The sequence below is a fragment of the Mesorhizobium sp. B263B2A genome (assembly GCF_020165775.1).
Taxonomy (GTDB): domain Bacteria; phylum Pseudomonadota; class Alphaproteobacteria; order Rhizobiales; family Rhizobiaceae; genus Mesorhizobium; species Mesorhizobium opportunistum.
In genome coordinates, this window is the sequence record NZ_JAIUIU010000001.1 from 385,432 (window position 1) to 409,949 (window position 24,518).

General features: G+C 63.2%; 25 protein-coding genes. 13 read left to right on the plus strand and 12 right to left on the minus strand.

The window, feature by feature from the left end; translation table 11 throughout:
• Positions 1-221: 221 nt before the first annotated feature.
• The gene (locus LB568_RS01890; protein ID WP_013893537.1) at positions 222-1,352 is read right to left on the minus strand and encodes a hypothetical protein; all 1,131 of its coding nucleotides are present in this window, start codon (positions 1,350-1,352) and stop codon (positions 222-224) included.
• Positions 1,353-1,358: 6 nt separating this feature from the next.
• Positions 1,359-1,793, minus strand: a complete 435-nt coding sequence (locus LB568_RS01895; RefSeq protein ID WP_041164627.1) for a DUF4383 domain-containing protein — start codon at positions 1,791-1,793, stop codon at positions 1,359-1,361.
• 740 nt (positions 1,794-2,533) lie between these two features.
• Between LB568_RS01895 and LB568_RS01900 the strand changes: the two genes are divergently transcribed.
• Entirely contained in the window at positions 2,534-3,472 is a 939-nt protein-coding gene (locus LB568_RS01900; RefSeq protein ID WP_013893539.1) for a diacylglycerol/lipid kinase family protein, read from the plus strand.
• A gap of 93 nt (positions 3,473-3,565) precedes the next feature.
• Here the strand turns inward: LB568_RS01900 and LB568_RS01905 are convergent, their stop codons facing one another.
• The 3 genes from LB568_RS01905 to LB568_RS01915 are packed head-to-tail and all read right to left on the minus strand — an operon-like array spanning position 3,566 to position 7,307.
• Positions 3,566-4,483, minus strand: coding sequence for an NAD(P)-dependent oxidoreductase (locus LB568_RS01905; RefSeq protein WP_013893540.1), 918 nt, complete (start codon positions 4,481-4,483; stop codon positions 3,566-3,568).
• Positions 4,480-5,694, minus strand: a complete 1,215-nt coding sequence (locus LB568_RS01910; protein WP_013893541.1) for a mandelate racemase/muconate lactonizing enzyme family protein — start codon at positions 5,692-5,694, stop codon at positions 4,480-4,482. The genes LB568_RS01905 and LB568_RS01910 overlap by 4 nt, the downstream gene beginning before the upstream one ends.
• Positions 5,691-7,307: a GMC family oxidoreductase gene (locus tag LB568_RS01915; RefSeq protein ID WP_224728883.1), complete on the minus strand. Its 1,617-nt coding sequence runs from the start codon at positions 7,305-7,307 to the stop codon at positions 5,691-5,693. Before LB568_RS01915 ends, LB568_RS01910 begins: the two co-directional genes overlap by 4 nt.
• Positions 7,308-7,510: 203 nt before the next feature.
• On the opposite strand from LB568_RS01915, the gene LB568_RS01920 reads away from it, so the two are divergent.
• Complete coding sequence (locus LB568_RS01920) at positions 7,511-8,452, plus strand: phosphoribosylaminoimidazolesuccinocarboxamide synthase (RefSeq protein ID WP_224728884.1); 942 nt, start codon at positions 7,511-7,513, stop codon at positions 8,450-8,452.
• Positions 8,453-8,521: 69 nt separating this feature from the next.
• On the opposite strand, the gene LB568_RS01925 is transcribed toward LB568_RS01920, so the two are convergent.
• Positions 8,522-8,812, minus strand: a complete 291-nt coding sequence (locus LB568_RS01925; RefSeq protein ID WP_224728885.1) for a hypothetical protein — start codon at positions 8,810-8,812, stop codon at positions 8,522-8,524.
• A 98-nt stretch (positions 8,813-8,910) separates the two neighbouring features.
• Here LB568_RS01925 and LB568_RS01930 point away from each other — a divergent pair, with 98 nt between their 5' ends.
• Both LB568_RS01930 and LB568_RS01935 read left to right on the plus strand, forming a co-directional pair.
• Positions 8,911-9,306, plus strand: coding sequence for an acyl-CoA thioesterase (locus LB568_RS01930; RefSeq protein WP_013893544.1), 396 nt, complete (start codon positions 8,911-8,913; stop codon positions 9,304-9,306).
• A 115-nt stretch (positions 9,307-9,421) separates the two neighbouring features.
• Entirely contained in the window at positions 9,422-9,625 is a 204-nt protein-coding gene (locus tag LB568_RS01935; protein WP_013893545.1) for a hypothetical protein, read from the plus strand.
• 168 nt (positions 9,626-9,793) lie between these two features.
• Here the strand turns inward: LB568_RS01935 and LB568_RS01940 are convergent, their stop codons facing one another.
• Entirely contained in the window at positions 9,794-10,162 is a 369-nt protein-coding gene (locus LB568_RS01940) for a winged helix-turn-helix transcriptional regulator (RefSeq protein ID WP_013893546.1), read from the minus strand.
• A gap of 90 nt (positions 10,163-10,252) precedes the next feature.
• Between LB568_RS01940 and LB568_RS01945 the strand changes: the two genes are divergently transcribed.
• Positions 10,253-10,858 carry an NADPH-dependent FMN reductase gene (locus LB568_RS01945; protein ID WP_013893547.1) on the plus strand — a complete coding sequence of 202 codons (606 nt, stop codon included), beginning with the start codon at positions 10,253-10,255 and terminating at the stop codon, positions 10,856-10,858.
• A 58-nt stretch (positions 10,859-10,916) separates the two neighbouring features.
• Here LB568_RS01945 and LB568_RS01950 read toward each other — a convergent pair whose 3' ends face one another.
• Complete coding sequence (locus LB568_RS01950) at positions 10,917-11,726, minus strand: MBL fold metallo-hydrolase (protein WP_318013229.1); 810 nt, start codon at positions 11,724-11,726, stop codon at positions 10,917-10,919.
• Positions 11,727-11,805: 79 nt separating this feature from the next.
• Entirely contained in the window at positions 11,806-12,213 is a 408-nt protein-coding gene (locus LB568_RS01955; RefSeq protein ID WP_031258120.1) for a winged helix-turn-helix transcriptional regulator, read from the minus strand.
• 97 nt (positions 12,214-12,310) lie between these two features.
• On the opposite strand from LB568_RS01955, the gene LB568_RS01960 reads away from it, so the two are divergent.
• Positions 12,311-13,291: a quinone oxidoreductase family protein gene (locus LB568_RS01960; protein ID WP_224728886.1), complete on the plus strand. Its 981-nt coding sequence runs from the start codon at positions 12,311-12,313 to the stop codon at positions 13,289-13,291.
• Between the two features lie 40 nt (positions 13,292-13,331).
• On the opposite strand, the gene LB568_RS01965 is transcribed toward LB568_RS01960, so the two are convergent.
• A complete protein-coding gene (locus tag LB568_RS01965; RefSeq protein WP_224728887.1) occupies positions 13,332-14,030 on the minus strand; it encodes a TetR/AcrR family transcriptional regulator C-terminal domain-containing protein in 699 nt (232 codons plus the stop codon).
• A gap of 193 nt (positions 14,031-14,223) precedes the next feature.
• On the opposite strand from LB568_RS01965, the gene LB568_RS01970 reads away from it, so the two are divergent.
• The 6 genes from LB568_RS01970 to LB568_RS01995 all read left to right on the plus strand — a co-directional run bounded on the left by LB568_RS01970 (position 14,224) and on the right by LB568_RS01995 (position 21,513).
• Positions 14,224-14,700, plus strand: coding sequence for a RidA family protein (locus LB568_RS01970; protein ID WP_140571968.1), 477 nt, complete (start codon positions 14,224-14,226; stop codon positions 14,698-14,700).
• A gap of 144 nt (positions 14,701-14,844) precedes the next feature.
• Positions 14,845-15,000 (plus strand): hypothetical protein, encoded by a 156-nt coding sequence (locus LB568_RS01975; RefSeq protein WP_224728888.1) that lies wholly within the window; start codon positions 14,845-14,847, stop codon positions 14,998-15,000.
• 97 nt (positions 15,001-15,097) lie between these two features.
• The gene (locus LB568_RS01980; RefSeq protein ID WP_140571970.1) at positions 15,098-16,024 is read left to right on the plus strand and encodes a DMT family transporter; all 927 of its coding nucleotides are present in this window, start codon (positions 15,098-15,100) and stop codon (positions 16,022-16,024) included.
• 902 nt (positions 16,025-16,926) lie between these two features.
• Positions 16,927-18,402, plus strand: a complete 1,476-nt coding sequence (locus LB568_RS01985) for a family 16 glycosylhydrolase (RefSeq protein WP_224728889.1) — start codon at positions 16,927-16,929, stop codon at positions 18,400-18,402.
• A gap of 33 nt (positions 18,403-18,435) precedes the next feature.
• Positions 18,436-20,190, plus strand: coding sequence for a type I secretion system permease/ATPase (locus LB568_RS01990; protein WP_224728890.1), 1,755 nt, complete (start codon positions 18,436-18,438; stop codon positions 20,188-20,190).
• 3 nt (positions 20,191-20,193) lie between these two features.
• Entirely contained in the window at positions 20,194-21,513 is a 1,320-nt protein-coding gene (locus tag LB568_RS01995; RefSeq protein WP_013893559.1) for an HlyD family type I secretion periplasmic adaptor subunit, read from the plus strand.
• Between the two features lie 3 nt (positions 21,514-21,516).
• Here the strand turns inward: LB568_RS01995 and LB568_RS02000 are convergent, their stop codons facing one another.
• Both LB568_RS02000 and LB568_RS02005 read right to left on the minus strand, forming a co-directional pair.
• The gene (locus LB568_RS02000) at positions 21,517-22,827 is read right to left on the minus strand and encodes a hemolysin family protein (RefSeq protein ID WP_224728891.1); all 1,311 of its coding nucleotides are present in this window, start codon (positions 22,825-22,827) and stop codon (positions 21,517-21,519) included.
• A gap of 160 nt (positions 22,828-22,987) precedes the next feature.
• A complete protein-coding gene (locus LB568_RS02005) occupies positions 22,988-23,695 on the minus strand; it encodes an LssY C-terminal domain-containing protein (protein ID WP_224728892.1) in 708 nt (235 codons plus the stop codon).
• Positions 23,696-23,805: 110 nt separating this feature from the next.
• Between LB568_RS02005 and LB568_RS02010 the strand changes: the two genes are divergently transcribed.
• Positions 23,806-24,516: a gamma-glutamylcyclotransferase gene (locus LB568_RS02010; protein ID WP_013893562.1), complete on the plus strand. Its 711-nt coding sequence runs from the start codon at positions 23,806-23,808 to the stop codon at positions 24,514-24,516.
• Positions 24,517-24,518 lie beyond the last annotated feature (2 nt).

Consider the following 24,518-nt stretch of genomic DNA (forward strand, 5'->3'; position numbering starts at 1 on the left):
GTCTTGTCCCTTCGAGATGCCCCCCGGCAGCCGGTTCAGGTGCATGTCACGGTCCCAAACCGGTTTCCGCTTTGGGCAACATGGAAGCGTTCCATCGCGCGCGAACAAGGCGGGATTTGGCCGCGATTGTGGATTGAGCGTGGCGTGGTGTCCGAAAGATCAACCGGGTGTCGATTCTGCAACATCGATGCGGTTCCCGTCGCCCCGGCCGCCGTCCCCTGTCAGTAGTCGTAGACGTGTTCGAGTTTCGCGCCGGCCTTGATCAGTGACGGCAGCACAAGGTGCAGCTTGCGCACGGCGACGACCATGCCGGTGCGGCGCGTCGAGGGATCGGCCGGCAGCGGGTAGCTGAACAGGATGCGCATGCCTTCGGGAACGGCGATCGCATCCGTCGACAGCGTGGTGACCATGATCTCGTCATTGCCGCCGATCTCGACGAAGGAGACGCCCTTGTCGATCAGGCGCGGGATCATATCGGTGAACACCTGATAGCGCTTGGTGACGAAGACGGTGCCGTCAATGCCGTAGTCACGTTCCAGCAAGGTGTCTGGCTCATTGCGTGTCGCTTCGCCGACCGGCCCCTTGGCCCAGACGTGGATGTCGAGCAAGGCCGGATCGGAGGTCGCGGCAAGCGCCTTGGTGATCAGGTCGGCATAGCCCTGCTTGATGGTGTCGGCGAGACCGAAGGCGAGCTTGCGTTCGCTGGTGCGGATAGAACTGTCGCCCGGTGCCGGCTGCACGGCAAACAGGCCGGCGCGCTTCTGCGCATAGGGGAACCGGTACCACGGCACCTGGTCGAGGAAAGCGGCGTACTCGGCCGCCACCTTGGCCTGGTAGATGTCGGCGGCGGTGCGCTTGGCCGTCGTCGCCTCTGTGATGCGGCCGACCGTGTTCTCATAGGCCCATTGCAAAATGTGCTCGATCGAGTGGCTGGTGCCGATGATGACCAGCATCTGGTGGTTGGCATAGTTGAACTTGTAGGCAGAACCGGCGCGGATCACCATGGCGTAGTCCTGCCAGAAGCGGCCGACATAAGACCAGTAGGGGAAGCCGCTCGGCTGGTCCTTGGCGACGAAGCCGGCATATTCGCGCGCGGCATAGACGATCGCCCATTCCGGGTAGGTGAGGAAGGTCGATTCCTCCGGCCGCTGGTAGCCTGGGATCTCAGTGCGGACCTTGTCGGCCAGCGCCTTGGGCGGTGCACCGTCGGCGATACCGGGCAATGGCGTCTTGTCGAGTGATGGCGTCGTCAGGAAGCCATAGGCCAGCCCGACGATCGGGATCAGGATGACGATGACGACCAGCCAGAGGATCGTCTTGACGATGCGCTTCAGCCAGCGGAACAGGAACATGGCTGGTCAGGCCGTGGCGAAGTGGTCGTAAATGCGCTTCGACAGCCAGAAGCCGACATAGACGGCGAAGCCGCCAATGACGAGGTGTGGCAGGTTGGCGAAGAAGCGGGCGGGGAATTCGATGTCGTTGAGGGAGCGGAAACCGTTGATGAAGATGCCGGCATCGAGGCAGCCGGAGCCGGTGATCAGCCCGAGCACACCGTCGAACAGATAGACCGAGCCGAACAGCCTGAAATAGAACACCGCCTGGCGGTGCGAGATGAAGGCGGCGGCCAGCGCCCAGACGCCGGAGAAGGCGTGCAGCAGGTCGTCGTACCATTGCAGCGAGAACAGGCCGAACAGATTGCCGTTTGCATCGTTGAAGGCCGGTATGTAGCCGATGGCGACGACGCCGAAGAACAGGAAAGCATAGGCAACGGCAAGCTTCTGGATCAGCGTCATGAAGTATCCCCACTTCTGCGAGTCCATTTTGCAGATGGACTCCGACGCTGGGATACTAACCGATTTTAGCGCGCGGTGAAGCGGCGCCCGCAAGATCATCGGCAAAGGATGTCGAAGAGGCGAAAAGACAGTCGGCGCCGGGATTTCTCCCAGCGCCTCCCTGTCAGATCAGAACACGGTCGCGGCAGCAACTTCCGTAAAGTCGTCGCGCCATGCCGGTCTTGATTTTGACGGTCCTGCCAGAAGCCACCCAGAGGCAGCATCCGTTCCAGACCACGCCGGTCTCCACCCTTGCGAGCTTTGCCCTGCGTGCCATCGAAGGTTTTTGCCGTCCTTCATGGCAGCATCGGTCCGCCGTCGGCGTTGGCACGCTTTCCGCGGCCCCGTAGGTCTCGGCTTCCGTCCCTCGCACAGGCAAGCCTGTTCTCGGTCCGGGCCGTACGGGCCTCAGGAAATCCGCCTTTCACTTTCGCCTTTCGGCTTGATGATCGGTAGCCGCCTGAGATGGGTTAAACTTACGCCGGGTAAGGGTTTTGGGGAATGGCCATGGACCTGTGGATAGCGGGATTATCGGGGACCGACGCCAAAAGCCCAGGAGTTTCAAGCTCCAACGCCTTAGACAGCCTGCCCCGCGCTTTTCGGAAGCCGTAGCCGAGCGCCCCTTGCTCTGCCGGCGCGCGCGGGCTTCAATGTCGGCAAAGGATCGGGGACACAGGCCCGGCGACGGGGAGGGCGAGTATTTGAAAGTCGGGGTGGTGCTCAATCCGATTGCCGGCGGCGGCCGGCTGAAACGGCATTGGCCTCAAGTCGCCGCCTCGCTGAAGAAGCACTTCGGCGATTTCGAACTGCGCGAGACGCAGGCCGAGGGCGACGCCGAACGCTTGGCAATCGACCTTGCCGCCAGCGGTTTCGACCTGGTGATCGCAGCCGGTGGCGACGGTACGGCGAGCGAGGTGGCCGATGGCCTGCTGCAGGCGGCCGAGGAAGGCGGCCGCACAACCGAGCTTGGTCTGCTGCCATGCGGCACCGGCATCGATTTCGCGCGCGGGCTCGGCCTGCCGAAGCAAGTGGATGCGGCGCTGAAGCGGATCGCCGAAGTGAAGGGGCGCAAGGTCGATGCAGGGCGTATCGGCTATGTCGACGACCATGGCGCGCTGGCCAGCCGCCATTTCATCAACATCGCCAGTCTTGGCCTGTCCGGCGTCACCGATCGCGCCGTCAATGCCGACAAGCGCAAGGGCAAGATGTCGGCCAAGGCGCTGTTCCTGTGGCGCACCGTGGTCGAGTTCATCCGCTACCGCTTCCAGGATGTCAGGATCACCGTCGACGACGCCGCGCCGGTCGAGGCGCACATGGCGCTGGTGGCGGTGGCCAACGGCAGATTCTTCGGCGGCGGCATGATGATCGCGCCGGATGCCGAACTGACCGATGGCCAGTTCGACATCGTCATCCTGCGCGCGGCGGGCAAGCTAAAGCTGATCTGGGACATCCGCCTGCTCTATGGCGGCAGGCACCGCAACCATCCGGCCATCACCATCCTGCGCGGCAAGAAAGTGGTTGTCGAACCGCTCGGCGATGGGACAGAAAACAACGCGCTGGTCGACATAGACGGCGAGTCGCCCGGGCGCATACCGGCGACTTTCGAGATGCTGCCGGGCGCGCTGACGCTCAGATATTGAATCAAGGCGCTGCGGGTTTGATTCAACTCCTTTCGAGAATGAATCCGGCGATCAACTCAAGCTCATGAAATTGCTTTGGTTTTGGCCTCCAGGTCAAAGCTCCAGTCTGGCCGGAAAACCGGGCGCGCGCAGGTCGGTGCCGACGGCATCCTCGAGCAGTTTGACGATCTGGGTCGACCAGGCGCCGCCGCCATAGGCGCCCTTACCTTGCTCAAAAATCGCGTTGACGCGCGTGGCGAGGTCGAGCGGGACGCCGAAATCCCTGCCCATGCCCAGCGCGAAGCCGAGATCCTTCAGCGCCAGGTCCATGGTGAAGCCGATGTCGTAGGAGCCGTTCAGGATGAGCTGGCTTTCGGTCTCATGGACGAAGCTGTTGCCGGAGGATGCAACGATGGCATGGTAGCTCTGGGCGAGGTCGAGGCCGCCTTGTTTGGCCAGCATCAGTGCCTCGCCGGCGGCGACGAGATGGATGAACGCCAGCATGTTGGTGATCACCTTGATTACCGCCGCCGAGCCGATCGGCCCCATCAGGAACGATTTCGCGCACATTGCCTCGATCGCCGGTCGATGGCGCTCATAGAGTGCGGCGTCGCCACCGACCAGCGCGGTGATCTTGCCGGCCGCCGCCAGATGAACGCCGCCGGTGACCGGGCACTCCAATGTCTCGATGCCCTTGGCCGAGGCGAGGGCGGCAAGGCGCAGAATCTCGTCGCGGCCATTGGTCGACATCTCGATCCAGGTGCCACCCCTGGGCAGACCTTCCAATAACCCACCGGGCCCGGCCAGCACCGCTTCGCTGACCTTGGGCGAGGGCAGGCAGGTTATGGCATTGCCGGCCCGTGCCGCTGCTTCGGCCGGGCTGCTGGCGGCGGTGGCACCGAGCGCGACAAGACGCTCGACGGCGACGGGATCGCGGTCGAACACGATGACGGCAAAACCGTTGCGGATCAGGCTGGCAGCAAGATTGCCACCGAGATGACCGAGGCCGATGAAGGCGTAGCGTTCGCTCACGGCATCAGCGGCGTCTGCATCATCTGCAGATGCAGGTCCTTGCCGGTGTAGGGGTGCGCGTCGCAGACCGCCTCGTCGAGCTCGACGCCGAGGCCGGGCTCCTTCGAGGGGATGACATTGCCGTCCTGCCACTCGATCTTCTTCTTGAGCAGCGTGGCATGAAAACCGTCCCATTGCTTCAGCGATTCCAGGATCAGGAAGTTGGGCAGCGTCACGGCCAGCTGGATGTTGGCGGCACCGACGATCGGGCCGCAATAGCAATGCGGCGCGATCTGGATGTGATAGGCCTCGGCCATGGCGGCGATCTTCTTTGTCTCCAAAATACCGCCGGAGCGGCCGAGGTCCGGCTGCAGGATGGTCGCGGCGCGGTTTTCGATAACACGGGCGAACTCGAACTTGGTCGTCAGCCGTTCGCCGGTGGCGATCGGGATCGAGGTCGCGCGGGCCACCTGCGCCATCACCTCGGGCATGTCGGGCGGCACCGGCTCCTCGAACCATAGGGGATCATAGGGTTCGATGGCGCGGGCCATGCGCAGCGCACCGGAGGCGGTGAACTGGCCATGCGTGCCGAACAAGATGTCGGCGCGGTTGCCGACCGCCTCGCGGATCGCCTTGATCATGCGGGTGGAGACATCGATGTCGATGAGGCGCGGCTGGTGGCCGTCGAAGGCGGTGTAGGGGCCGGCCGGGTCAAGCTTGACCGCATTGAAGCCCTGCTCGACATATTCGAGCGCGCAGGCCGCGGCCAGGTCGGGGTCGTTATAGACGTTCTTGCCGTCCGGCGCGTCCTCGGAATGGACACTGCCGGTGTGCGGGTAGAGATAGGTGTAGGAGCGCAGCGTCTCGTGCACCTGGCCGCCGAGCAATTTGTAGACCGGCTTGTTGGCCTCCTTGCCGATAATGTCCCAGCAGGCCATTTCCAGCGCCGAGAAGCAGCCCATGCCGGACACGTCGGGGCGCTGGGTGAAGCCGGAGGAATAGGCGCGGCGGAAGAAATTCTCGATATCATGCGGATCGCGGCCAACGAGGTAGCGTTCGGCCATGTCTTCGACCATCCTCGCCGTGACATGGGCGGAGAAGGTGGCGTTGTAGGCCTCGCCATAACCGACCACGCCGCCATCGGTGGTGAGCTTGACGAAGATGAAGTACTTGCCGCCGATGCCGGGCGGCGGATTGCCGACAACCCAGGTCTTGACGTCGGTGATCTTCATTTGTGGTCCTCCAGAACCAGTTCTGCGCCCTTCCATCCGGTCACGATGGAGGCTGCATTGGTGTTGCCGGTGATGTTATCGGGAAAGATCGAGGCGTCGATGACGCGCAAGCCTTCGATGCCGTGCACCCTCAGGCGCGGATCGACGACGGCGCGCGCGGGATCGGACCCCATGCGGCAGGTCGAAACCGGGTGATAGACGGTGCCCGAACGCTTCCTGAAATCCGTGATCAGGTCGGCGTCCGACTGGATCGACGGGCCTGGCAGAACCTCCTCGGCGATGATCTCGGCCATGGCCGGCATCGCGGCGATCTTGCGCACGAACTTCACCGCCGCCAGCATTTCGTCGACGTCGGCGTTGGTCGAATAGGCGTTGGCGACGATCTTTGGATAATCCAGCGGGTTGCTGGACCGGATCATGATCTCGCCCCGGCTCGACGGGCGGCAGTTGGACAGGCCGATGGAGAAGCCCGGCCAGGGATCGGGCGTCAGGATCGGACGCTCGCCGCCTTTCGGGATGACGGTCGAGAAAGCCTGGAAATAGAGCTGCATGTTGGGGCGCGAAAACACCGGGTCGGTGCGGAAGAAACCGCCGGCATGGTTCATCGACAGCGACAGCGGGCCCGACCGCGTCAGGATATATTGCATGCCGACCAGGAGCTTGCCCCACCAGGGGCGCAGGATCTGGTTGAGCGTCGGCACCTTGCCCTTGAACGTGTAGTTGATGCCGACATGGTCCTGCAGATGCGCACCGACATTCTCGTTGGCGCGGACGAGCGGGATGCCCAACCCCTTGAGCAGCGCCGATGGACCGATACCGGAGAGCTGCAGGAGTTGCGGCGAATTGATCGAGCCCGCGGACAGGATCACCTCGCGACCGGCACGGGCGGTATTCGTGCGGCCGTTCTGGAGATACTCGACGCCGACCGCGCGCTTGCCTTCGAACAGGATGCGGCTTGCCAGCGCGTTGGTCTCGACGCGGACATTTGCGCGTTTCATCGCCGGGCGCAGGAAAGCGCGCGCCGCAGACATGCGGCGGCCGTTCCTGGTCGAGATCTGGTAGATGCCGACGCCTTCCTGGGCAGCGCCGTTGAAATCGGGATTGAGCGGCAGGCCGGCCTGCTGGCCGGCCGCGAGATAGCGCTTGGTCAGCGGATGGACGGTGTTTGAACAGTCGGTGATATGCAGCGGCCCGCCGGCGCCACGCCATTTGTCGGCGCCGGCCTCGTTGTCCTCGAGCGCCTTGAAGGCCGGCAGCAGGTCGTCATAGCCCCAGCCGGGATTGCCGGCGGCACGCCAATCGTCGAAATCTTCGCGCGCACCCCGGATCCAGACCATGGCGTTGATTGAGCTTGAGCCGCCAAGCAGCTTGCCGCGCGGCCAGTGGTCGGCATTGCCGGCGAGGCCGGGATCCGGCTCTGCCTTGTAGTTCCAGTTGACCGCCGGATCGAAGAAAGTCTTGCCGTAGCCGAGCGGCATCTGCACGTAGAAGCGGCGGTCGGTGCCGCCCGCTTCGAGCACCAGCACCGAGAAGCGGCCCGATGCCGACAGTTTGTCGGCAAGCACCGAACCGGCCGAGCCGGAGCCGACGATGATGAAGTCATAAATCTGCATGGTGGATATTGCCGGCTCTGAAAAACAGGCCGCAGCCTAGACGCGGTGGGTTCGCCGCGTCGCAGTGCCTTCCGGCATGCGTTGTGAAAAAAGCGACCGTGATGCCAGGTCGCGTTGTGGGGAATCCCGACAATCGCGCTTGATAGGCATGGGTCGACAGATTATGCGATTGCATCGACCAATCTGCGGAGGCAGGAAATCATATGCGTGTCCTGTCGGATGCCTTCATTCCCGAATTGCCTGGCCATTACAAGGGCAAGGTCCGCGAAAATTACGATTTGGCCGATGGGCGGCGCATCATCATCGCCACCGACCGTCTCAGCGCCTTCGACATCATCCTGACCTCGATCCCGTTCAAGGGCGAGATCCTGACGCAGACGGCGCGGTACTGGTTCGAGGAAACCGCCGATATCTGCCCGAACCATGTTCTGGAATATCCAGATCCCAACGTCGTCGTCGGCACAAGGCTCGACATCCTGCCGGTCGAGATCGTCGTGCGCGGCTATCTGGCGGGGACCACCAGCACCTCGATCCTGACCCGCTACAAGCGCGGCGAACGGGACATGTACGGCATGCGGCTCCCGGACGGCCTGCGCGACAATGAGAAGCTGGCCGAGCCGGTCATCACGCCGACGAGCAAGGCTGCGGATGGCGGCCATGACGAGCCGCTGTCCAGGGCGGAAATCCTCGATCAGGGGCTGCTCACCGAGGCGCAATGGGACACGGTTTCGGGCTACGCCTTGAAGCTGTTTGCCCGCGGCCAGGCACGCGCCGCCGAACGTGGGCTCATCCTCGCCGACACAAAGTACGAATTCGGCACCGACAAGAACGGGACGATCATCCTGGCCGACGAAATCCATACCCCCGACAGCAGCCGGTACTGGATCGCCGGAAGTTACGAACAGGCGCTTGCCAATGGCACGCGGCCGGAGAGTTTCGACAAGGATTTCATCCGCTCATGGGTGGCGGCGCGCTGCGATCCCTACAAGGATACTGTTCCCAAAATACCGGACGAGATCGTCGAGCAGGCCTCCAAGGTCTATGCGCAGGCTTACCAGGCGATCACCGGCAAGGAGTTCTTGCCCGATGTGTCCGGGGATACGGTGCTGGACCGCATCCGCTCGAACCTTCGCCGCTACTTTTGATGGCGGCGCGAGCCTTTCGCGGGACGGGCATGAGTTTTCCAACCATAGCCGCGACACCGGGCTCGCCGTTCAATCAACAAGCTGGCCGCTTTCGTCGGTGACGGACAATGTGGCGCAATTCGCGAGGAAATGAGCGTCAAGCAACTTTTCGATGACAGTGGCGGTGCGGCGCACTTTTCTCTTCGAGCGAACCGGGATGACGAGTCGGGATGCAACACGGTCGACGTCATCAAGCGAAAGCGATGCAAGCTCGTTCGATCGCAAGGCGCGATAAAGGTCCTCGGCGAATATCCAGATTTTGAAATTGAGATCAAGATCGTCTGGTGTCGTCTCGAAATCGATGAGGATACGGCGTGCCACCTGAACTCTCCATCGCGGCCGTTGCGCGTTGACCATTCGTCGTGCGACCGGTAGGCAATCTCACCAGGTTGGCCCAGATTGGCAAGGAGTTGTCTCGCATGGTGCAGTACGCGGACGGACGGCCGATCGGAGACCTGACGCTGCGCACGCTGGCCATGCCTTCGGACGCCAATGCCGCCGGCGACATTTTCGGCGGCTGGGTGATGGCGCAGATGGACCTTGCCTGCGGCATCCGCGCCGCCGAGCGCGCCAGGGGCCGCGTGGTGACGGCGGCGGTCAAGGAGATGTCCTTCGCCAAGCCGATGAAGATCGGCGACACGCTGTGCATCTACACCCATGTCGAGCGCGTCGGCCGCACCTCGATGACGCTCAAGGTCGAGGCCTGGGCACAGCGCTATCTCTCTGACCTGATGGAGAAGGTGACGCACGCCGATTTCGTGATGGTGGCGCTGGACGGCGAGGGCAAGCCGAAGGCCGTTCCGGCCGAGAGCTGACGAAAACCCGTTTGCCCACTCCGGGCAATTGTAACATCGCTCGTGCAGGCGATGCGCCGCGCGACATCCGATGGTTGCCTTCACGCCCGATACTGCAGGCGTTGGAGGAGAGACAATGCGTCAACACATGCTGAACGGCTGGCTCGCGGCAGCCCTTCTCGCGCTGACCTGCCTGCTCGGCGCAACGGCCTATGCCGAAGTCAAGCAAGCCCCTCCGCGCATCGCCTGCCTGCAAGGCAATGTCGACGTCAGGGCGTCGGCCACGACATGCGCGATCTGCGGGCCGGCGCATTGCGAAGGCATGGCGCCAAGATCCTGAATGATTACTTTGTCATTGCGGTTGCCGTCGGCAAGGCCGCGCCAGCTTGGGTGGTCTGAGGCGCCATAAGCCAAAGTTGCGAGACCTGGTTTAAGGAAGCGCCAGTTCGCTTGTCGTCAGGCGAGGGCGCTTACGACGAAACTCCGCACTCCTTGCCATGCAAGGGTCTCAGCCATCCATACCGTCGAATTTTTCGCGCGCGGCCCTGACGCGCTGCGTGTTCCTGCGTGCCCATTCGCCAAGCGCGCTGACCGGGATCAACAATTCGTGACCGAGTTCGGTCAGTTCGTAATCGACCCGCGGTGGAATGGTCGGGAACACGGTGCGGGTGACGAAGCCGTCGCGTTCCAGGCCGCGCAAGGTGGTGGTCAGCATCTTCTGCGAGATGCCGCCGACGGCGGCGCGCAACTCGTTGAAACGCAGCGGTCCGCCGCCAAGCTTGCCGACCACGAGCACCGTCCATTTGTCGCCGACGCGTTGCAGGATTTCCGAAACGGCGCGGCAGTCCTCGGTGTTGTGTGGGTGCCTTAGTAACAAAACGGTGCCTCCTTGCGTCACCAGCTGACAGTATCTCATATAGCGCCGGTATCTAAATGATACCAGCTTTACTGGAATGGAGAGCCCCTCATGTCAAAGCCGAAAATCGCCATCGTCATCGGTTCGACGCGCGCCGCGCGCTTCGCCGATGTGCCCACTCAATGGATCGCCAAGATCGCCAAATCGCATGCCGACATCGATGTCGAAATCGTCGACCTGCGCGACTTCCCGCTGCCCTTCTTCGACGAGGTCGCTTCGTCCGCCTGGGTGCCGTCGACCAACGAGGTGGCGCAGCGCTGGCAGAAGAAGGTCGCCGAATATGACGGCTTCATCTTCACCGCGGCCGAATACAATCACGGCCCGACGGCCGTGCTGAAGAACGCCATCGACTACGCTGCCAACGAATGGAACAAGAAGCCGGCTGGCTTCGTCGGCTACGGTGGCGTTGGCGGCGCCCGCGCCGTCGAGCAGCTGCGCATGCACGCCGTCGAATTGCAGATGGCGCCGGTCAAGTCCGCCGTCCACATCGTCTGGGCCGATTTCCTCGCCGTTCGCCAGGGCGAGAAGAAGCTCGAGGAGCTTGAGCACCTGAACCAAGCGGCCACCGCCCTGGTCAATGATGTCGCCTGGTGGGCGAAGGCGCTGAAGAAGGCACGCGATGCCGACGTGGTCGACGAGGAAATCAAGGCGGCCTGATCGCCGGTCGAATTATCCTCCCAGGGATACGGGGCGGCGCTTGCGCCGCCCTTTTCAATTATAGCGGCTCAAATCGAAAGCTGCCGCCAGATCGGGTGACACGGCCTATGCCGGGCGAGTCCAGATGCGCGCCCGCAACGAAACAATGATCGTCCGCCGCAAGCGCCAGCAGCCGCAACCGGCTCTCGCGCGCCTGGTCCTGATCGTCGTCGAACTCCCACGTCACCTCAGGCCGACCGAACTGAAGCGATGGGACGTGAACGGTATCGCCCCAGATCAAAATGCGCTCGCCGCCGCTCGAAACGCGAAAGCAGCTGTGACCGACCTCGTGGCCATGCGCGCCGATAATTTCAACATGGGTATCGAGGCGGTCTCCGGCTTCGAATGGTTCCGCCATGCCATGAAACCGTTCGAGCCTCGCTTCGGCGCGAAACAGGCCGAGTTCCTGCCTCGGAACGAGCAGGCGCGCCAAGTGTGGGAAAGCATCCCGGCCGTCCGCAAGCACAAGGCCATGGATGTGGTCGAGATGCGTGTGGGTGAAGCAGACGGCGCGGATTCGTCCGACATCGATGCCGGCCTCGTCCAGCGCCTGGGGAAGCCGGCCCATGGTGGGGTACCATGCGTTCGAAGCGCCAGTGTCGATCAATATGATCTCATGTCCATCGTCGATCGCGAAGGCATTGACGGAAAGCCTGAGTTGACCACCGACCAGCGTGACTTGTTCCGGCAATTCGTCGCCAAATGGCTCGTCGCCGTTTTGCCGAAGCCGCCTGATCGGCATGTCGACATAGCCATCGCGCAGGGCGGTGATGCGCAGGTCACCCAGAGTGTAGGTCGAATGAAGTTCGCCCGAAGCCATGCGGTGCATTTTTTGCCGATCCGTTCTGAAGATGTCAGTCAGTCTGCGATGGGCAGCCAGCGTCGGCAACCCGCCCTGTCGATTCGATCTATGCCATGTATGCGTGCCGCGCCTGCCGTGGCCGGATGATGCAGTCGGCGAGGCGGTGCGTTTCGTTCAGCTCGTCGGCGTGATGCTGGCCCCATTGGCAGAGCGCCAGCAGGATGGGTTCGAGGCTGAGGCCGAGGCTGGTCGCCGAATATTCGACGCGTGCGGGGACCTCGGCGAAGATCTCGCGGCTGACGAGGCCGTGCTCCTCCATTTCGCGCAGCTGCTGGATCAACACTTTCTGGGTGATGCCGGGCATCATTGCCTTCAGCGCGGTGAGTCGTCGTGGCCCATCGAACAGGTGATAGAGGATGACCGCCTTCCAGCGCCCGGCGATCACCTTGAGCGCCCGCTCCGCCGGCAGCATCGGCAGTCTCTTGATTGGCATTTTCCTGGCTGGGCTGGCCATGGTCACCTCCTGGTCAGCAGGGGACAAAAGAGTGTGTAGTCGCGGCCCCGCAGATAGTGGCAAACCGCAGCCGATGCCAGTGCGATCGGAGGTTGCCATGAAAGCCATTCAACTCAGCCGTTTCGGTGGTCCCGACGTGCTGGAGCTGGTCGACTTGCCGGCGCCTGTGCCGCAGGCAGGCGAGGTGCTGGTTCGGGTTCGGGCGGCGGGAATAAACTTCTTCGAGGTGCTGATGCGCGCCGACCGTTACGCGGTGACGCCGCAACTGCCGATGTTTCCCGGCGTGGAAGTGGCGGGTGTGGTGGAGGCCATTGGCCAAGGGGTGGATCCGGCGCTGCTCAGGACGCGCGTGGCGGCGCCGCTATTTGCCTCGCAACGTCCTTATGGCGGCTATGCGGAGCTGGTGACGATCGACGCGGGTCTCGTCGTTCCGCTGCCGGATGCAATTTCGTTCGACGAGGCGACAGCCCTTATGGTGCAAGGGCTGACGGCGCTTCACCTGCCGCGGCAAAGCCAGCCCGAAGGCAAGTCCGTGCTGGTGCCTGCGGCGTCGGGCGGTGTGGGATCGTTGCTGGTCCAGCTTGCCAGGCTGAAGGGTGCTCGCCAGGTGATCGCCGCCGGCGGCGGCAAGGCCAAGCTCGATTTCGCTTTATCGCTCGGCGCCGATATCGCCGTGGATTACACCAATCCGGATTGGCCCGTGCGCATCCGCGACGTCACCGACGGGGAGGGCGCCGACATGATCTATGATATTGTCGGCGGTGCGCTGACGGCAGCTTCCCTGCTGGCCCTGGCGCTCAACGGTGAACTGGTGTTCGCGGCGCTCGGCCGGTTCGCGCTTGGCGCTTCGGAGGTCGAGGCGATGATCGGCCGCAACCAGTCGCTCAGAGGGTTCGCGCTGCTGCCGTTGCTGTCTCCGGACGTGCTGAGAGCCGGCCTGTCCGAGCTGTTCCAGTTGGCGGCGAGCGGCCGGCTACGGGTCGCGATCGGCGGCCGTTTCCCGCTCGATCAGGCCGGCGAGGCGCACCGGCTGCTGGACGAGCGGCGCTCGACGGGCAAGGTGGTGCTGGTGCCCTAGCGGCGTTGCCACCCAACGGCGTGAGAGACGAAAGAAGCGCTCATTTTCTCCGGGAGAGGCCATCGAGCAGGAAGTCGAGGCCTTTGCGGAAAGCGCCATCCCAATCATTGTCCAACAGCAGGCGAGAGCGTTCGATTGCCGGGTAGCGTTCGCCGAGATGTGTAAGGCGCTGCTGTGCCGCGGCCCTGTCGTTGTCCGAGAAGTCGAAGCTCGCCCGTGTAATGGTGGCGCCCATCACATAGTTCCAAAGCGACCATATCGCGGCATTCACATTGGCATCCGTGACACCGGCTCCAGACAAGGTTCTGCTCAGCAGTTCCAGGCGGCCGAGGACGTTCGGGCCAAGCGCCCGGCGCGGCAACAGCGATGCCGACCAGGGATGGCGCAGCATGCCGATGCGCCAGTCCTCGAGCATATGAACGACTTCTGCGCGCCAGTCTTGAGACACAATCGTTGCCAGCGGTCCGTGATATTCGAGCACCGAGTCGAGCGCCAGATCGAAGACGTCGTCTTTGTTGTCCACATGCCAATACAGGCTCATCACGCCCGAGCCGAGGCGATCGGCCAGCCGACGCATCGTCAATCCGTCGAGCCCTTGAGCGTCCAACAATTCTACTGCGGTCGCCACGATGCGCTCCCGCGAGAGCGGCGGCTCACTGCTCGGCTCCTGCACGGGCTGAAGCGGCTCCCGTGCCCGTTGAGATCGTTTGCTCCGCGCGCCGCTACGCTTGGCTGCCATCCGTCTTCCTCACTGGTCGGAACCTCGATTTTGGCAGGCAACGTCAGGAATGTCGATGTCGAGCGATTGACTCGTGCCGTGTACTATACGATGCCTCGTACACAATATGGTACATTGTACTAGAGCTATCAGCGAGTTCAATTATTCCGGCCGCGAGGACATTGATCGCGGTCCGTGGAGCCGAGAGAAAATCATGTCACGTGCAATCAAGCATCTGCTTATCGGAGGGCTAATCATCATGACCACAGCGGCAACAGCGAATGAGAGCGATCTCAAGCCGACCATCGTCAATCCGCAGACCCTCTACGACCCGTCGCCAAACGGCTACAGTACGGCGGTGATCACGCCCCGCGGGGCCCGGTTGGCCTACATCTCCGGCCAGGGCGGCCAGGACAGCATGGGCGCCCTGTCGCCCGATTTCGCTGTCCAGGTGAAGCAGGCCTATGCGAACCTTCGCAGCGCGCTCGAGGGGATCGGAGCCAGGCCGGATCAGGTCGCCAAGCTCACGATCTTCGTGGTCGATCATGATATGTCCAAGCTCGAGGTGCTGACGAAGAACGTCAAGGCCATGTTCGGCGAGGCGCTGCCGGCGCAGACCCTCGTGCCTGTTCCCAAGCTTGCCATCGACCCCATGCTGTTCGAGGTGGAGGCCGTGGTCGTGCTTGATTAGCGCGGCGCCTGGCGGGTTCTGCGATGGAAGGCTGCTTGCGGCTGAATCCAATGCAGGCCGGCATTGGTGCCGGCCTGCATCATTCATTGGGCCGCTGCCGCGACCTTTCGCGATTGAACGAGCGTGCCAAAACCGAGGTCTTCGATGAGCTGGACCTGGGCGCTCGCCTATCGCGAGGCCTCCACCACGGCCTACGCCGATGCGTTCCTGGTGATCATGGTCGCGTTCGTCATCGTGACCGCACTGGTTCCGTTCCTGCGCAACGTCGCGCCAAAGCCGCCGCCCCCGGACGCACACTGAGGGATACATCATCGATTGCGGGTTGGACCCTCACATCAGCGGGGCTGCCATCTGGTCCCGCCTTTGCGCCCTGATATGTCAGGTTGCGATCCATCACATGAGCAACCCAGTGAAGTCATCCAGCCTGGCAGGCGTCGTTTCCCCCATGATCCCGGTGCTCGTCTGCGCGCTCGGTATCTTCCTCCTGTCGGCGATGGATGCGGCGATGAAGGTCCTGGTCATCGCCGTGGGCGTCTACAACACGGTGCTGTGGCGCAGCATGCTGGCGACGGTGGTCGCCGGCGCGGGCTGGTCGGCAGGGACGCGCTCGTGGCCCACGCTTTCCGTGCTGAGGCTGCATGCGCTGCGCGCCGTGGTCGTCGGCATCGTTTTGTTGTCCTTCTTCTGGGGGCTTGCCAGGCTGCCGCTGGCCGAAGCGATCGGGCTCAGCTTCGTCGCGCCTCTGTTTGCGCTCCTGCTGGCGGCGATGCTCTTGGGCGAACGCATACAGCGCCAGGCGATCTGGGCCTCGCTGGCAGGCATCGCCGGCGTCATAATCATCATGGCCGGGCAGTTCGGGCAGGCAAGCTATCCCAAGGATGCGCTGCTCGGCACAGCGGCGGTGCTCGCATCGACGGTGTTCTACGCCTACAATCTGATCCTTGCGCGACGGCAGGCCCAGGTGGCCAAGCCGATCGAGATCATGCTGTTCCAGAACCTTTGCGTCGCGATCACGCTTGGCTTTGCCGCGCCCTGGCTCGCCGTCGCCCTGCCGGGCAATCTCTGGCTTCCGCTGGCCGGGGTGACGGCGCTGTCGCTCGCCGGCCAGTTCCTGATGAGCTGGGCCTATGCGCGCGCCGAAGCGCAATATCTGATCCCGACGGAATATTCGGCCTTCATCTGGGCGGTCGCGATCGGCTGGTTCTTCTTCAACGAGGCGGCGACCTGGAGCACGCTGACGGGAGCCGGCCTTATCGTGGCAAGCTGCCTGATCGCCTCACGCTCCAATCCCCGGCTTGCCGAGCCGATCGAAGCCGCGGTTTGAGGGTCCCCGCGACACGCTTCGGGCGCTGCTGCCCTTGTCGCCGACACGGGCGGGCAGCAGGACCCGTTACAGCGATCGGTTCGATTTGCACAAGCATTAGATGTTTCTAATGTTAAATTTGGATGCAGCGGTGGCGCGCCAACCAAAAATGAACATGGCTGCGCAGCAGATTTTTAAATTGACAAGAGTGTATCCGCTGTGATGACAGTCATTGTGAGGTTGATAATTTCCAAATTTCTTGGTTCAACTTCCGGATCAGGTTTCGCAAGACGCCGCACTTGGCGTTCGTGGTCGCGATACTGAAGCGATGATACCTTGGAGGACGTTGCGTGAACCTGATCCTTGCAGTCATCATGATCACCCTTCACCCCGTCCCGTATTGGATCTGCGGTCCGTCCGGCGCCGGGCATATGCCGGTGTGCCAAGGCGTGACCATAGGCGTGACCTTATAATCCTCACCACAAGAATTATCGCGGCGGCATCCGGGAACGAGGCACGGCGTACCAGTTGGCCGTGACTGCCGGGCGGGTTGCGATCGGCATCTTCGATGCGGCGCCGGTCGGGCGCTTTGACGCACTATTTCCTAAGTGGCAATTGCACGCCCCGTCAAAAAGCAGGGGAGCGTTCGGGTGACCTGGAATCAAGCATGGTCGCAGGCAGATCGGCGCGCGTTGCGAAATTTTTAATAAATATTTCGCCGGACGAATTACTGTCCGTAGACCATTTCCCGGATCGTTGTGCTTTCAGTCCAGAAAACCTCACTGAACAGTCGATCTAATGTTGATCTATGTGGCAAGTTCCCGGAACGATATCGTGCGTGGCAACGTTGGTCCGGATGCACCCGCCTCGAACCCGTGTCGAGCGGTTCAAGCAGGCCTGGCATCACGAGGAGGATTTGTCCGATGAGCTTCTTTGTCAACGCCATGGGCGTTCCTCTTCCCTACAGCGGCGCTTCCAACCACTGGTTCTCGGCGGCAGGGTCCGGACCGGACTTGTACGGCAGCTCCGGAAACGACTCCATCTACGGAGCATCCGGTGTCAACGTCACCATGCACGGCGGCACGGGCGACGACATCTATTACCTCTATGCGGCGGGCAACAAGGTGGCCGAGGGCGTTGGGGCCGGCATCGACACGATCAGCACATGGATGAGCTACAAGCTCCCCGACAATGTCGAGAACCTCATCGTCACACACGCCAATAACTTTGCTTTCGGAAATGGGCTGGACAACATCATCACCGCCACGGCCGGACACCAGACGCTGGACGGCGGCGCGGGAAACGATGTGCTGATCGACGGCGGCGGCGGCTACGACACTTTCATCGTCTCGAAAGGCAATGGAAGCGACCTGATCGCGAATTTCGCCGCCACCGACACCGTGCGCCTCAACGGCTACGGGTTCACATCGTTCGACGCCATCCACTCAAACATGATCCAGGCGGGATCGAACGTGCTGTTGAACCTCGGATCCGGCGAGATCCTCGAGTTCAAGGACACGACCATTGACAAGCTGCAGCCCAGCCAGTTCGAATTGCCGATCGACAAGTCCGGAATGAGCCTGTCCTTCAGCGACGATTTCAACACGTTGAACCTTCACAATAGCCAGGGCGGCACCTGGGACACCAACTTCTCCTGGGGGGCACCCAACGGCAGCACCTTGACCAGCAATGGCGAACTGCAGTGGTACATCGACGCCAATTACGCACCGACGAGTTCCGTCCACCCGTTCAGCGTTGAAAACGGCGTGCTCACCATCACCGCGGCGCAGGCGCCGGCGGATATCAAGCCGCTGATCAACAATTACGAATACACCTCCGGCATCCTGACGACCCACGACACCTTCTCGCAGACCTATGGCTATTTCGAAATGCGGGCTGACCTGCCCGAGCACGCCGGCGCCTGGCCGGCCTTCTGGCTGCTGCCGGAAGACGGTTCGTGGCCGCCGGAACTCGATGTCGTGGAGACTGCCGGCCAAGCCCCGAACTCGTTGATCATGACGGCGCACACGAATGAAACCGGTACGCACGTCAAGGTCTCCTCGACGGTGAGTGTCTCGGATACCGCCGGCTTCCACACCTATGGCCTGCTGTGGACGCCGGACAAGCTCGTCTGGACCTATGACGGTGTGCAGGTCGCCGAAGCCGCGACACCGTCGGACATGAACAAACCGATGTACATGCTGGCCGATCTCGCGGTCGGCGGCTTTGCCGGCACCCCTCCGGATCACCTGGCCACGCCGGCCGAGATGAAGATCGACTACATCCGCGCCTATACGCTGGACAATGCGCCGGCGAACGCGCTGAACAGCAGCACCGCCACGCACAGCATCGCCAGCAGCACACTGCATGGCGGTTCCGAGTTTGGAGGCCACGCCTGAGGTCTCGGGATCATGCAGCCGGGGAATGCCGAAATGACTGGACCGTCCGGCCTGCGTCCGGTTTTCATGCGCGCCATCGCCGATGTCGGCGTCTTCTCTTTGTTGATCAACATCCTGCTGTTGGTGATCCCGCTCTACCTGCTGCAGGTCTATGACCGCGTGCTGCCGTCCTCGAGCGTCGAGACGCTTGTCTATCTCTCGGCCATCGCGGTTCTTGCGCTCGCTTTCCTCGGGCTGCTGGACGCGATCCGTGCCGTTTACACGCAGCGCGTCTCGGCGACCGTCGACCGGAAGCTGGGCGCTGGCACATTCGCGGTTTCGCTTGGCGCAAGATATGCCGGCGGCCTGTCGCCGCTGCGCGACCTTGCCTCGGTCTGCGCCTTCATCAGGTCGCGCGGCGTGGCGGTGGTGTTCGACCTGCCCTTCGCTCCTGTCTTCTTCGCACTGCTCTATCTCATCCATCCGGTGCTGTTCTGGGTGACGGTCGCCGGCGCGGCGCTTCTGCTTTTCCTGGTCGTGGCCAATCAGCTTGCCATCGGCAGGAACGATGCTTTCTCGGCCGAGCGTTCGGCTTTGGCCAGCCAGGCGGAACAGGCTTTTGCCCGCAATGCCGAGACGCTGCGCGCCATGGGCATGGTGGAGAACGCCGCGCGGGTCTGGGGAGGGTACGTCGCGGCTGCACTCACCTTCCATGACCGTTCCTCGAGTGCCAATGCAATCTTCAGCGGCGCCTCGCGGGCGCTGCGCATGATGCTGCAGCTGGCGATCCTCGGCACCGGCGCATGGCTGGTGCTCAGGGGGCAGATGACGGCAGGCATGATCTTCGCGTCCTCGCTGGTATCGTCGCGGGCACTGCAGCCGCTCGACCAGTTGATCGGCGCCTGGCGGCAGATCGCCGATGCCCGGCGAGCGTGGAAACGGCTGGAGACGGCGCTTGCGGCGCGTCCGGCTGAAGCGCGCAAGCTGATCCTGCCCAATCCTACCGGCGCGATTTCCGTGCAGGACGTTTTCTTCATGGCGCCGAATGCCCAGCCTGGCACCGAACCCATCCTCAAGCGCCTGAACTTCCAGATCGGCGCCGGCGAAGCGTTGGCCATCGTCGGCCCGAGCGGCGCCGGCAAATCGACGCTGGCGCGGTTGCTTGTGGGCGCCGCCCAGCCGACCGGCGGCGCGGTCAGGATCGACGGCGCCGACCTCAGGACCTGGGACGAAAGCCTGCTCGGAAAGCATCTCGGCTACCTGGCCCAGGAGGTGGAGCTCTTTCCAGGGTCGATCGCGCAAAACGTCGCCCGCTTCGACCCCGATGCGGATGACGCCTCGATCATCGAGGCAGCAAGGCGGGCCGAGGCGCATGAACTGATCCTGGCGCAGCGGGACGGCTACCAGACATTGATAGGCCCGTCGGACAGGACGCTGTCGGGTGGCGAGCGCCAGCGGATCGGGCTTGCGCGCGCCTTTTACGGCAAGCCCAAGATCCTCGTGTTGGACGAGCCCAGCGCCCATCTCGACGGCGCGGGCGAAGCCGCGCTCGAAGCGGTGCTTGCCGCTGTGAAAGCGGCCGGCGTCACGACAATCGTGATCACGCACCGTCCTTCGATCGCCGCGTCCTGCGACCGCGTGATGCTTTTGCGCGGCGGCGTGATCGAAGCCTTCGGCCCAAGCGGCGAGGTGTTGCGGCAGTCTGGGGCCAGCACGGGCGCCGGCAAGGGCATTCCCCGGCAGAATCCCGTGGTGACGGGCTCGTTCGCCACGACGGTCCGCATGCATAACACCCGCTTTGGATCATAGACCATGGCGGTGCAGAGCCTCGCCCGGGAAGGCAGTCCGCGCACCGACATAAGGCGTGTGGCATCCGCCGGATACGCGGCAATAGCGCTATTGGTGGGTTGCTTTGGCTATTGGGCCGTCACGGCGCCGTTGTCTGGAGCGGTGATCACGCAAGGAACGATCTCGGCGACAGGCGGAAACATCCTGATCCAGCATCCCGAGGGCGGCATCATCCAGGAATTGCTGGTCCATGAAGGCGATCGCGTGCAACAGGCCCAGGATCTGATCGTGCTGGATCCAACAGCCGCGCGGGCCGAGCTCAACCGGTTGACGCGACAGTCGATCGCGCTCAGGGCGAGCGCGGCGCGGCTGGAGGCGGAACGCGACGGATTGGACCGGCTGGCGCCAATCACCGAAACGGCGCCAGCACCGTTCCAGCGCGATTTCGAGACGCTGGTTGAAGAACAGCAGAAGGAATTCGACGCCAGGCTCGCCCGGTTTCGATCCGAACAATCGATCCTTGTCCAACGGGTGGCCATGCATCGCCAGTCGGTCGTGGGATTGCAGGCGCAGAAACAGGCAATTCAGCAACAGGCCGACGTTGTGAAGAAGGAACTCGGCATCAAGACCGGCCTGCTGGACAGAGGCCTCACCAATCGTAGCGAATACTCCCAGCTTTTGCGCAGCGAAGCCGACCTTGTCGGGCAAGCCGGGGCGCTGGAGGCCTATCTTGCGACGGCCAACACCCAGATCGTCGAGGCCCAGGAACAGACCGAGCACCTCGCCACGCAGCGCGTGGAGGAGGCGCTGACGAAGCTGGACGACGTTCGCTCCAACCTGGCCGACATCGAGGAACAGATCAGGGCGGCCGAGGCGGTGCTGCGGCGAACGACGATCAAGGCACCGGCGGCGGGCATCGTGGTCTCGTCAACCTACAACTCCAAGGGCAGCGTGGTTGCCCCCGGCGAAAAGATCATGGAGATTCTGCCCACGGCACCGGGCTTGGTCGTCGATGCAAGGCTGCGGCCCAACGACATCGATCAGGTCCGTGTCGGCCAGCCGGCGAAGCTGCGATTGTCCGCCTTGAACACGCGGCTTACCCCGGAGGTTTCAGCCACCGTGACACAAATTTCCGCGGACCGGCTCATCGATCAGGCTACGCACGAGCCCTATTTCCGCGCCAGGCTGAAGATTGCCGCCGCATTGCCATCCGGCGTGAAGCCCGAGCAGCTTTATCCCGGGACGCCGGTCGAGGCGTTCATCAACACGGGCGACCGGACATTTTTCCAGTATCTGGCGCGGCCGATGCTCGATTCCTTTGCTCGCGCCTTCGCGGAGCGCTGACTGTCAGCGCACCGCTTCGCGGTGGGCGCCGGGCAGGCGGGTGGCGATCAGCTTGTCGATGCGGCGGCCGTCGAGGTCGACCACTTCGAAGCGCCACCCCTGAGCGTCGACGCATTCGCCGGTCGCCGGCAAATGATGCATGTGCGACAGGACATAGCCGGCGACGGTCTCGTAGTCTCGGTTTTCGGGCAGGTCGATGCCGAGAACCTCGGCCATCTCGTCGGCCTGCATATAGCCGGCAAGCAGCCATGAACCGTCCTCGCGCTTGACGGCGTTCTCCTCGTCGCCGGCATCGAGGTCCGCGCGGAACACGCCGGTGATGGCCTCCAGGATATCGGCAGGGGTGACGATGCCTTCGAAATGGCCGTATTCGTCATGCACCAGCGCCATCGGCACGTCGGATTCCTTCAGCTTCTGCAGCACGTCAAGCGCATCGGCCTGATCGTAGACGATTGGCGCCGCGCGCACATGCTTGCGCGGGTCGAGCGTGCGGCCGGCCAGGATCGCGGCGAGCACGTCACGCGTCTGGACGACGCCGACCATGACATCGACGCCGCCGTCGCCCGCCGGCAGGCGCGAATGCTGGGTCTCGACCAACAGCCTGCGGATGGCCGCCTCATCGGATTGCAGATTGATCCAGTCGACCTCGGTGCGCGGCGTCATCACCGCGCGCACGGCGCGGTCGCCAAGCCGCATGACGCCGGCGATCATGCGCCGCTCGTCGGATTCGATGGTGCCGTGGTGCTCGGCCTCGGCGACCAGCATCTTGATCTCCTCGTCGGTGACCTTCTCCTCGCTTTCGCCACGCTGGCCGAGCAGCCACAGGATGGCGCGGCCGGAAATGTCGAGCAGGAAGACCAACGGCGCCGAGACGGTGGCAAGGATGGTCATCGCCGGCGCCACCCTGGCCGCAACCCGCTCGGGGTCGCGCAGCGCGATCTGCTTGGGCACCAGTTCGCCGACGATCAGCGAGAAATAGGTGATGATTGCAACCACGATGCCGACGCCGAGCGGATCGGCGACGGTCTCCCTCATGCCGGTCGAGGCCAGGAACTGCGCCAGCCGTTCGCCCAGCGTGGCGCCGGAAAACGCGCCCGACAGCACGCCGACCAAGGTGATGCCGATCTGCACCGAAGACAGGAACTTGCCGGGATTGGAGCCGAGCGCCAGGGCGCGGCCGGCGCCTTTGACCTCACGGTCGATCATCGTCTTCAGCCGGGCGGGGCGGGATGAAACGATGGCGAGTTCGGACATCGACAAAAGGCCGTTCACGCAGATGAGGACGACCACGATAGCAATTTCAACGTATAGCATGAGGGCTCAATAGCATTGCGGCGGGCCGCTCGAAAATAGTCCTTCATGATTTTTGGAAGATGACGGTCGCGGCTCTTGGGCGACATCCGGCGGCAACATCGAAGAACACGCCGCGATTTTCAATCCGATCCCGGGCCGACCGGTCTACGTGCGCATGATTTCACTGCGGCTGCTTCAGCACGCCGATGATCGCCTTGCCGTCGGTGAAATAGGGGTCGCCGCCGCCATTGCGGCCGGTTTTGGTGGCGCCGATGCCGGCCAGCTCGCTGGTCGAGATCAACTCGCCAGCGGCGCGCAGGTCGCCGATCAGAAAATCGCGCTCGGCGTCGATGTCGGGGCCGATATGGTGGGTGATGGCGCCGGTGTCGTGGCTCAGCCCCACGCCGCGATCGAAGCTCGCGGAGCCCAGCCAAAGCGGACGGCCATCGTCGCCGACCGTATCCGTCTGCCAGAAACGGACATGGTGGCGCCGGTCGGCGCTGTCTCCGACCGGCTTTTCGAAAGCGAGATCCTGGGTGCGGCCTTCGAACAGCAACCGGCTCATCGGCGCATCGGGATAGGGGCGGGAAAACAGGACACTTTCGCCGATGTCGATGGCGGTCCTCAAGGTGACGGCATCGGCGGTGTCCCAGCCGGCGACCGCGAAGGCGTGGACCACCTCTTTTTCAGTACCGACGAGACCGATATTGATCGGGTCGCCGGGAATGCCTTGCGGCGTGTGCGTCACCATTTCGAAGCGCTGGTCGCGAAAACCGCGATCCCAAAATGTCCAGAATTCCGGTGCGGCGACATAAGCGAGCGCCAGCCAGGCGGCCAGCAGGGTAGCCACCCAGGTCGTAATGCGTCGCTGGAGGCTTCGTTGGCTCATGAAGGAGGCTCGATCCGTGGGGGTATCTGTTGCCTGACGGTCCTTTGGAAATCAATGGCCACAGATGAGCAGCCGGTCTATCGTCAGCCATCATTTTTCAGGGGGCTGGAATGAAGCTGAAGCCGACGCGCCGGAGATCGATGGCGTTGACCGCCGATCTTGTCGTCAGGGTCGAGCGCATCGAACCGGATCCCGGCCCTGAGCCTGGAACAACCGAGCACACCGATGCGGAGTTCGATGAGTTGGTCGAGCGACTGCTTGCCGAATATCGACCCGAAACGCTGTGGGTCTTTGCCTATGGTTCGTTGATCTGGAATCCCGAATTCGTTCCTGTCGAGCAGCGCCCGGCGACAGCGCCTGGATGGCACCGCTCGTTCTGCCTGAAGTTAACCCGCTGGCGCGGAACACGCCAATTGCCAGCCCTGATGTTGGCGCTCGATCGCGGCGGCAGCTGCAATGGCATTGTCTATAGACTGCCCGCGGAAGATCATTTCGGGCAACTCGGCCAGCTTATGCGCCGCGAGATCGATGCCAATCCGCCAACCAACGTGCCTTGCTGGATCAAGGTCAAGACCAAGGAGGGTCCGCTGCGTGCTCTGGCTTTCGTCGCCGCGCCGGATGGCAAGGCCTATGCCGGACGGTTGCCGTTGGAGCAGGTCGCGGACACGCTGGCGCGAGCCGCCGGACATTGGGGCTCGTCGGCGCAGTATCTGTTCCGGACTGTCAGCAAGCTGGAGGAAAGCGGTATTCGCGACAGGAATCTCTGGCGCATCCAGGATCTGGTGGCACGGCAAATTATCGCATCCACCGGTGACGCTTGAGC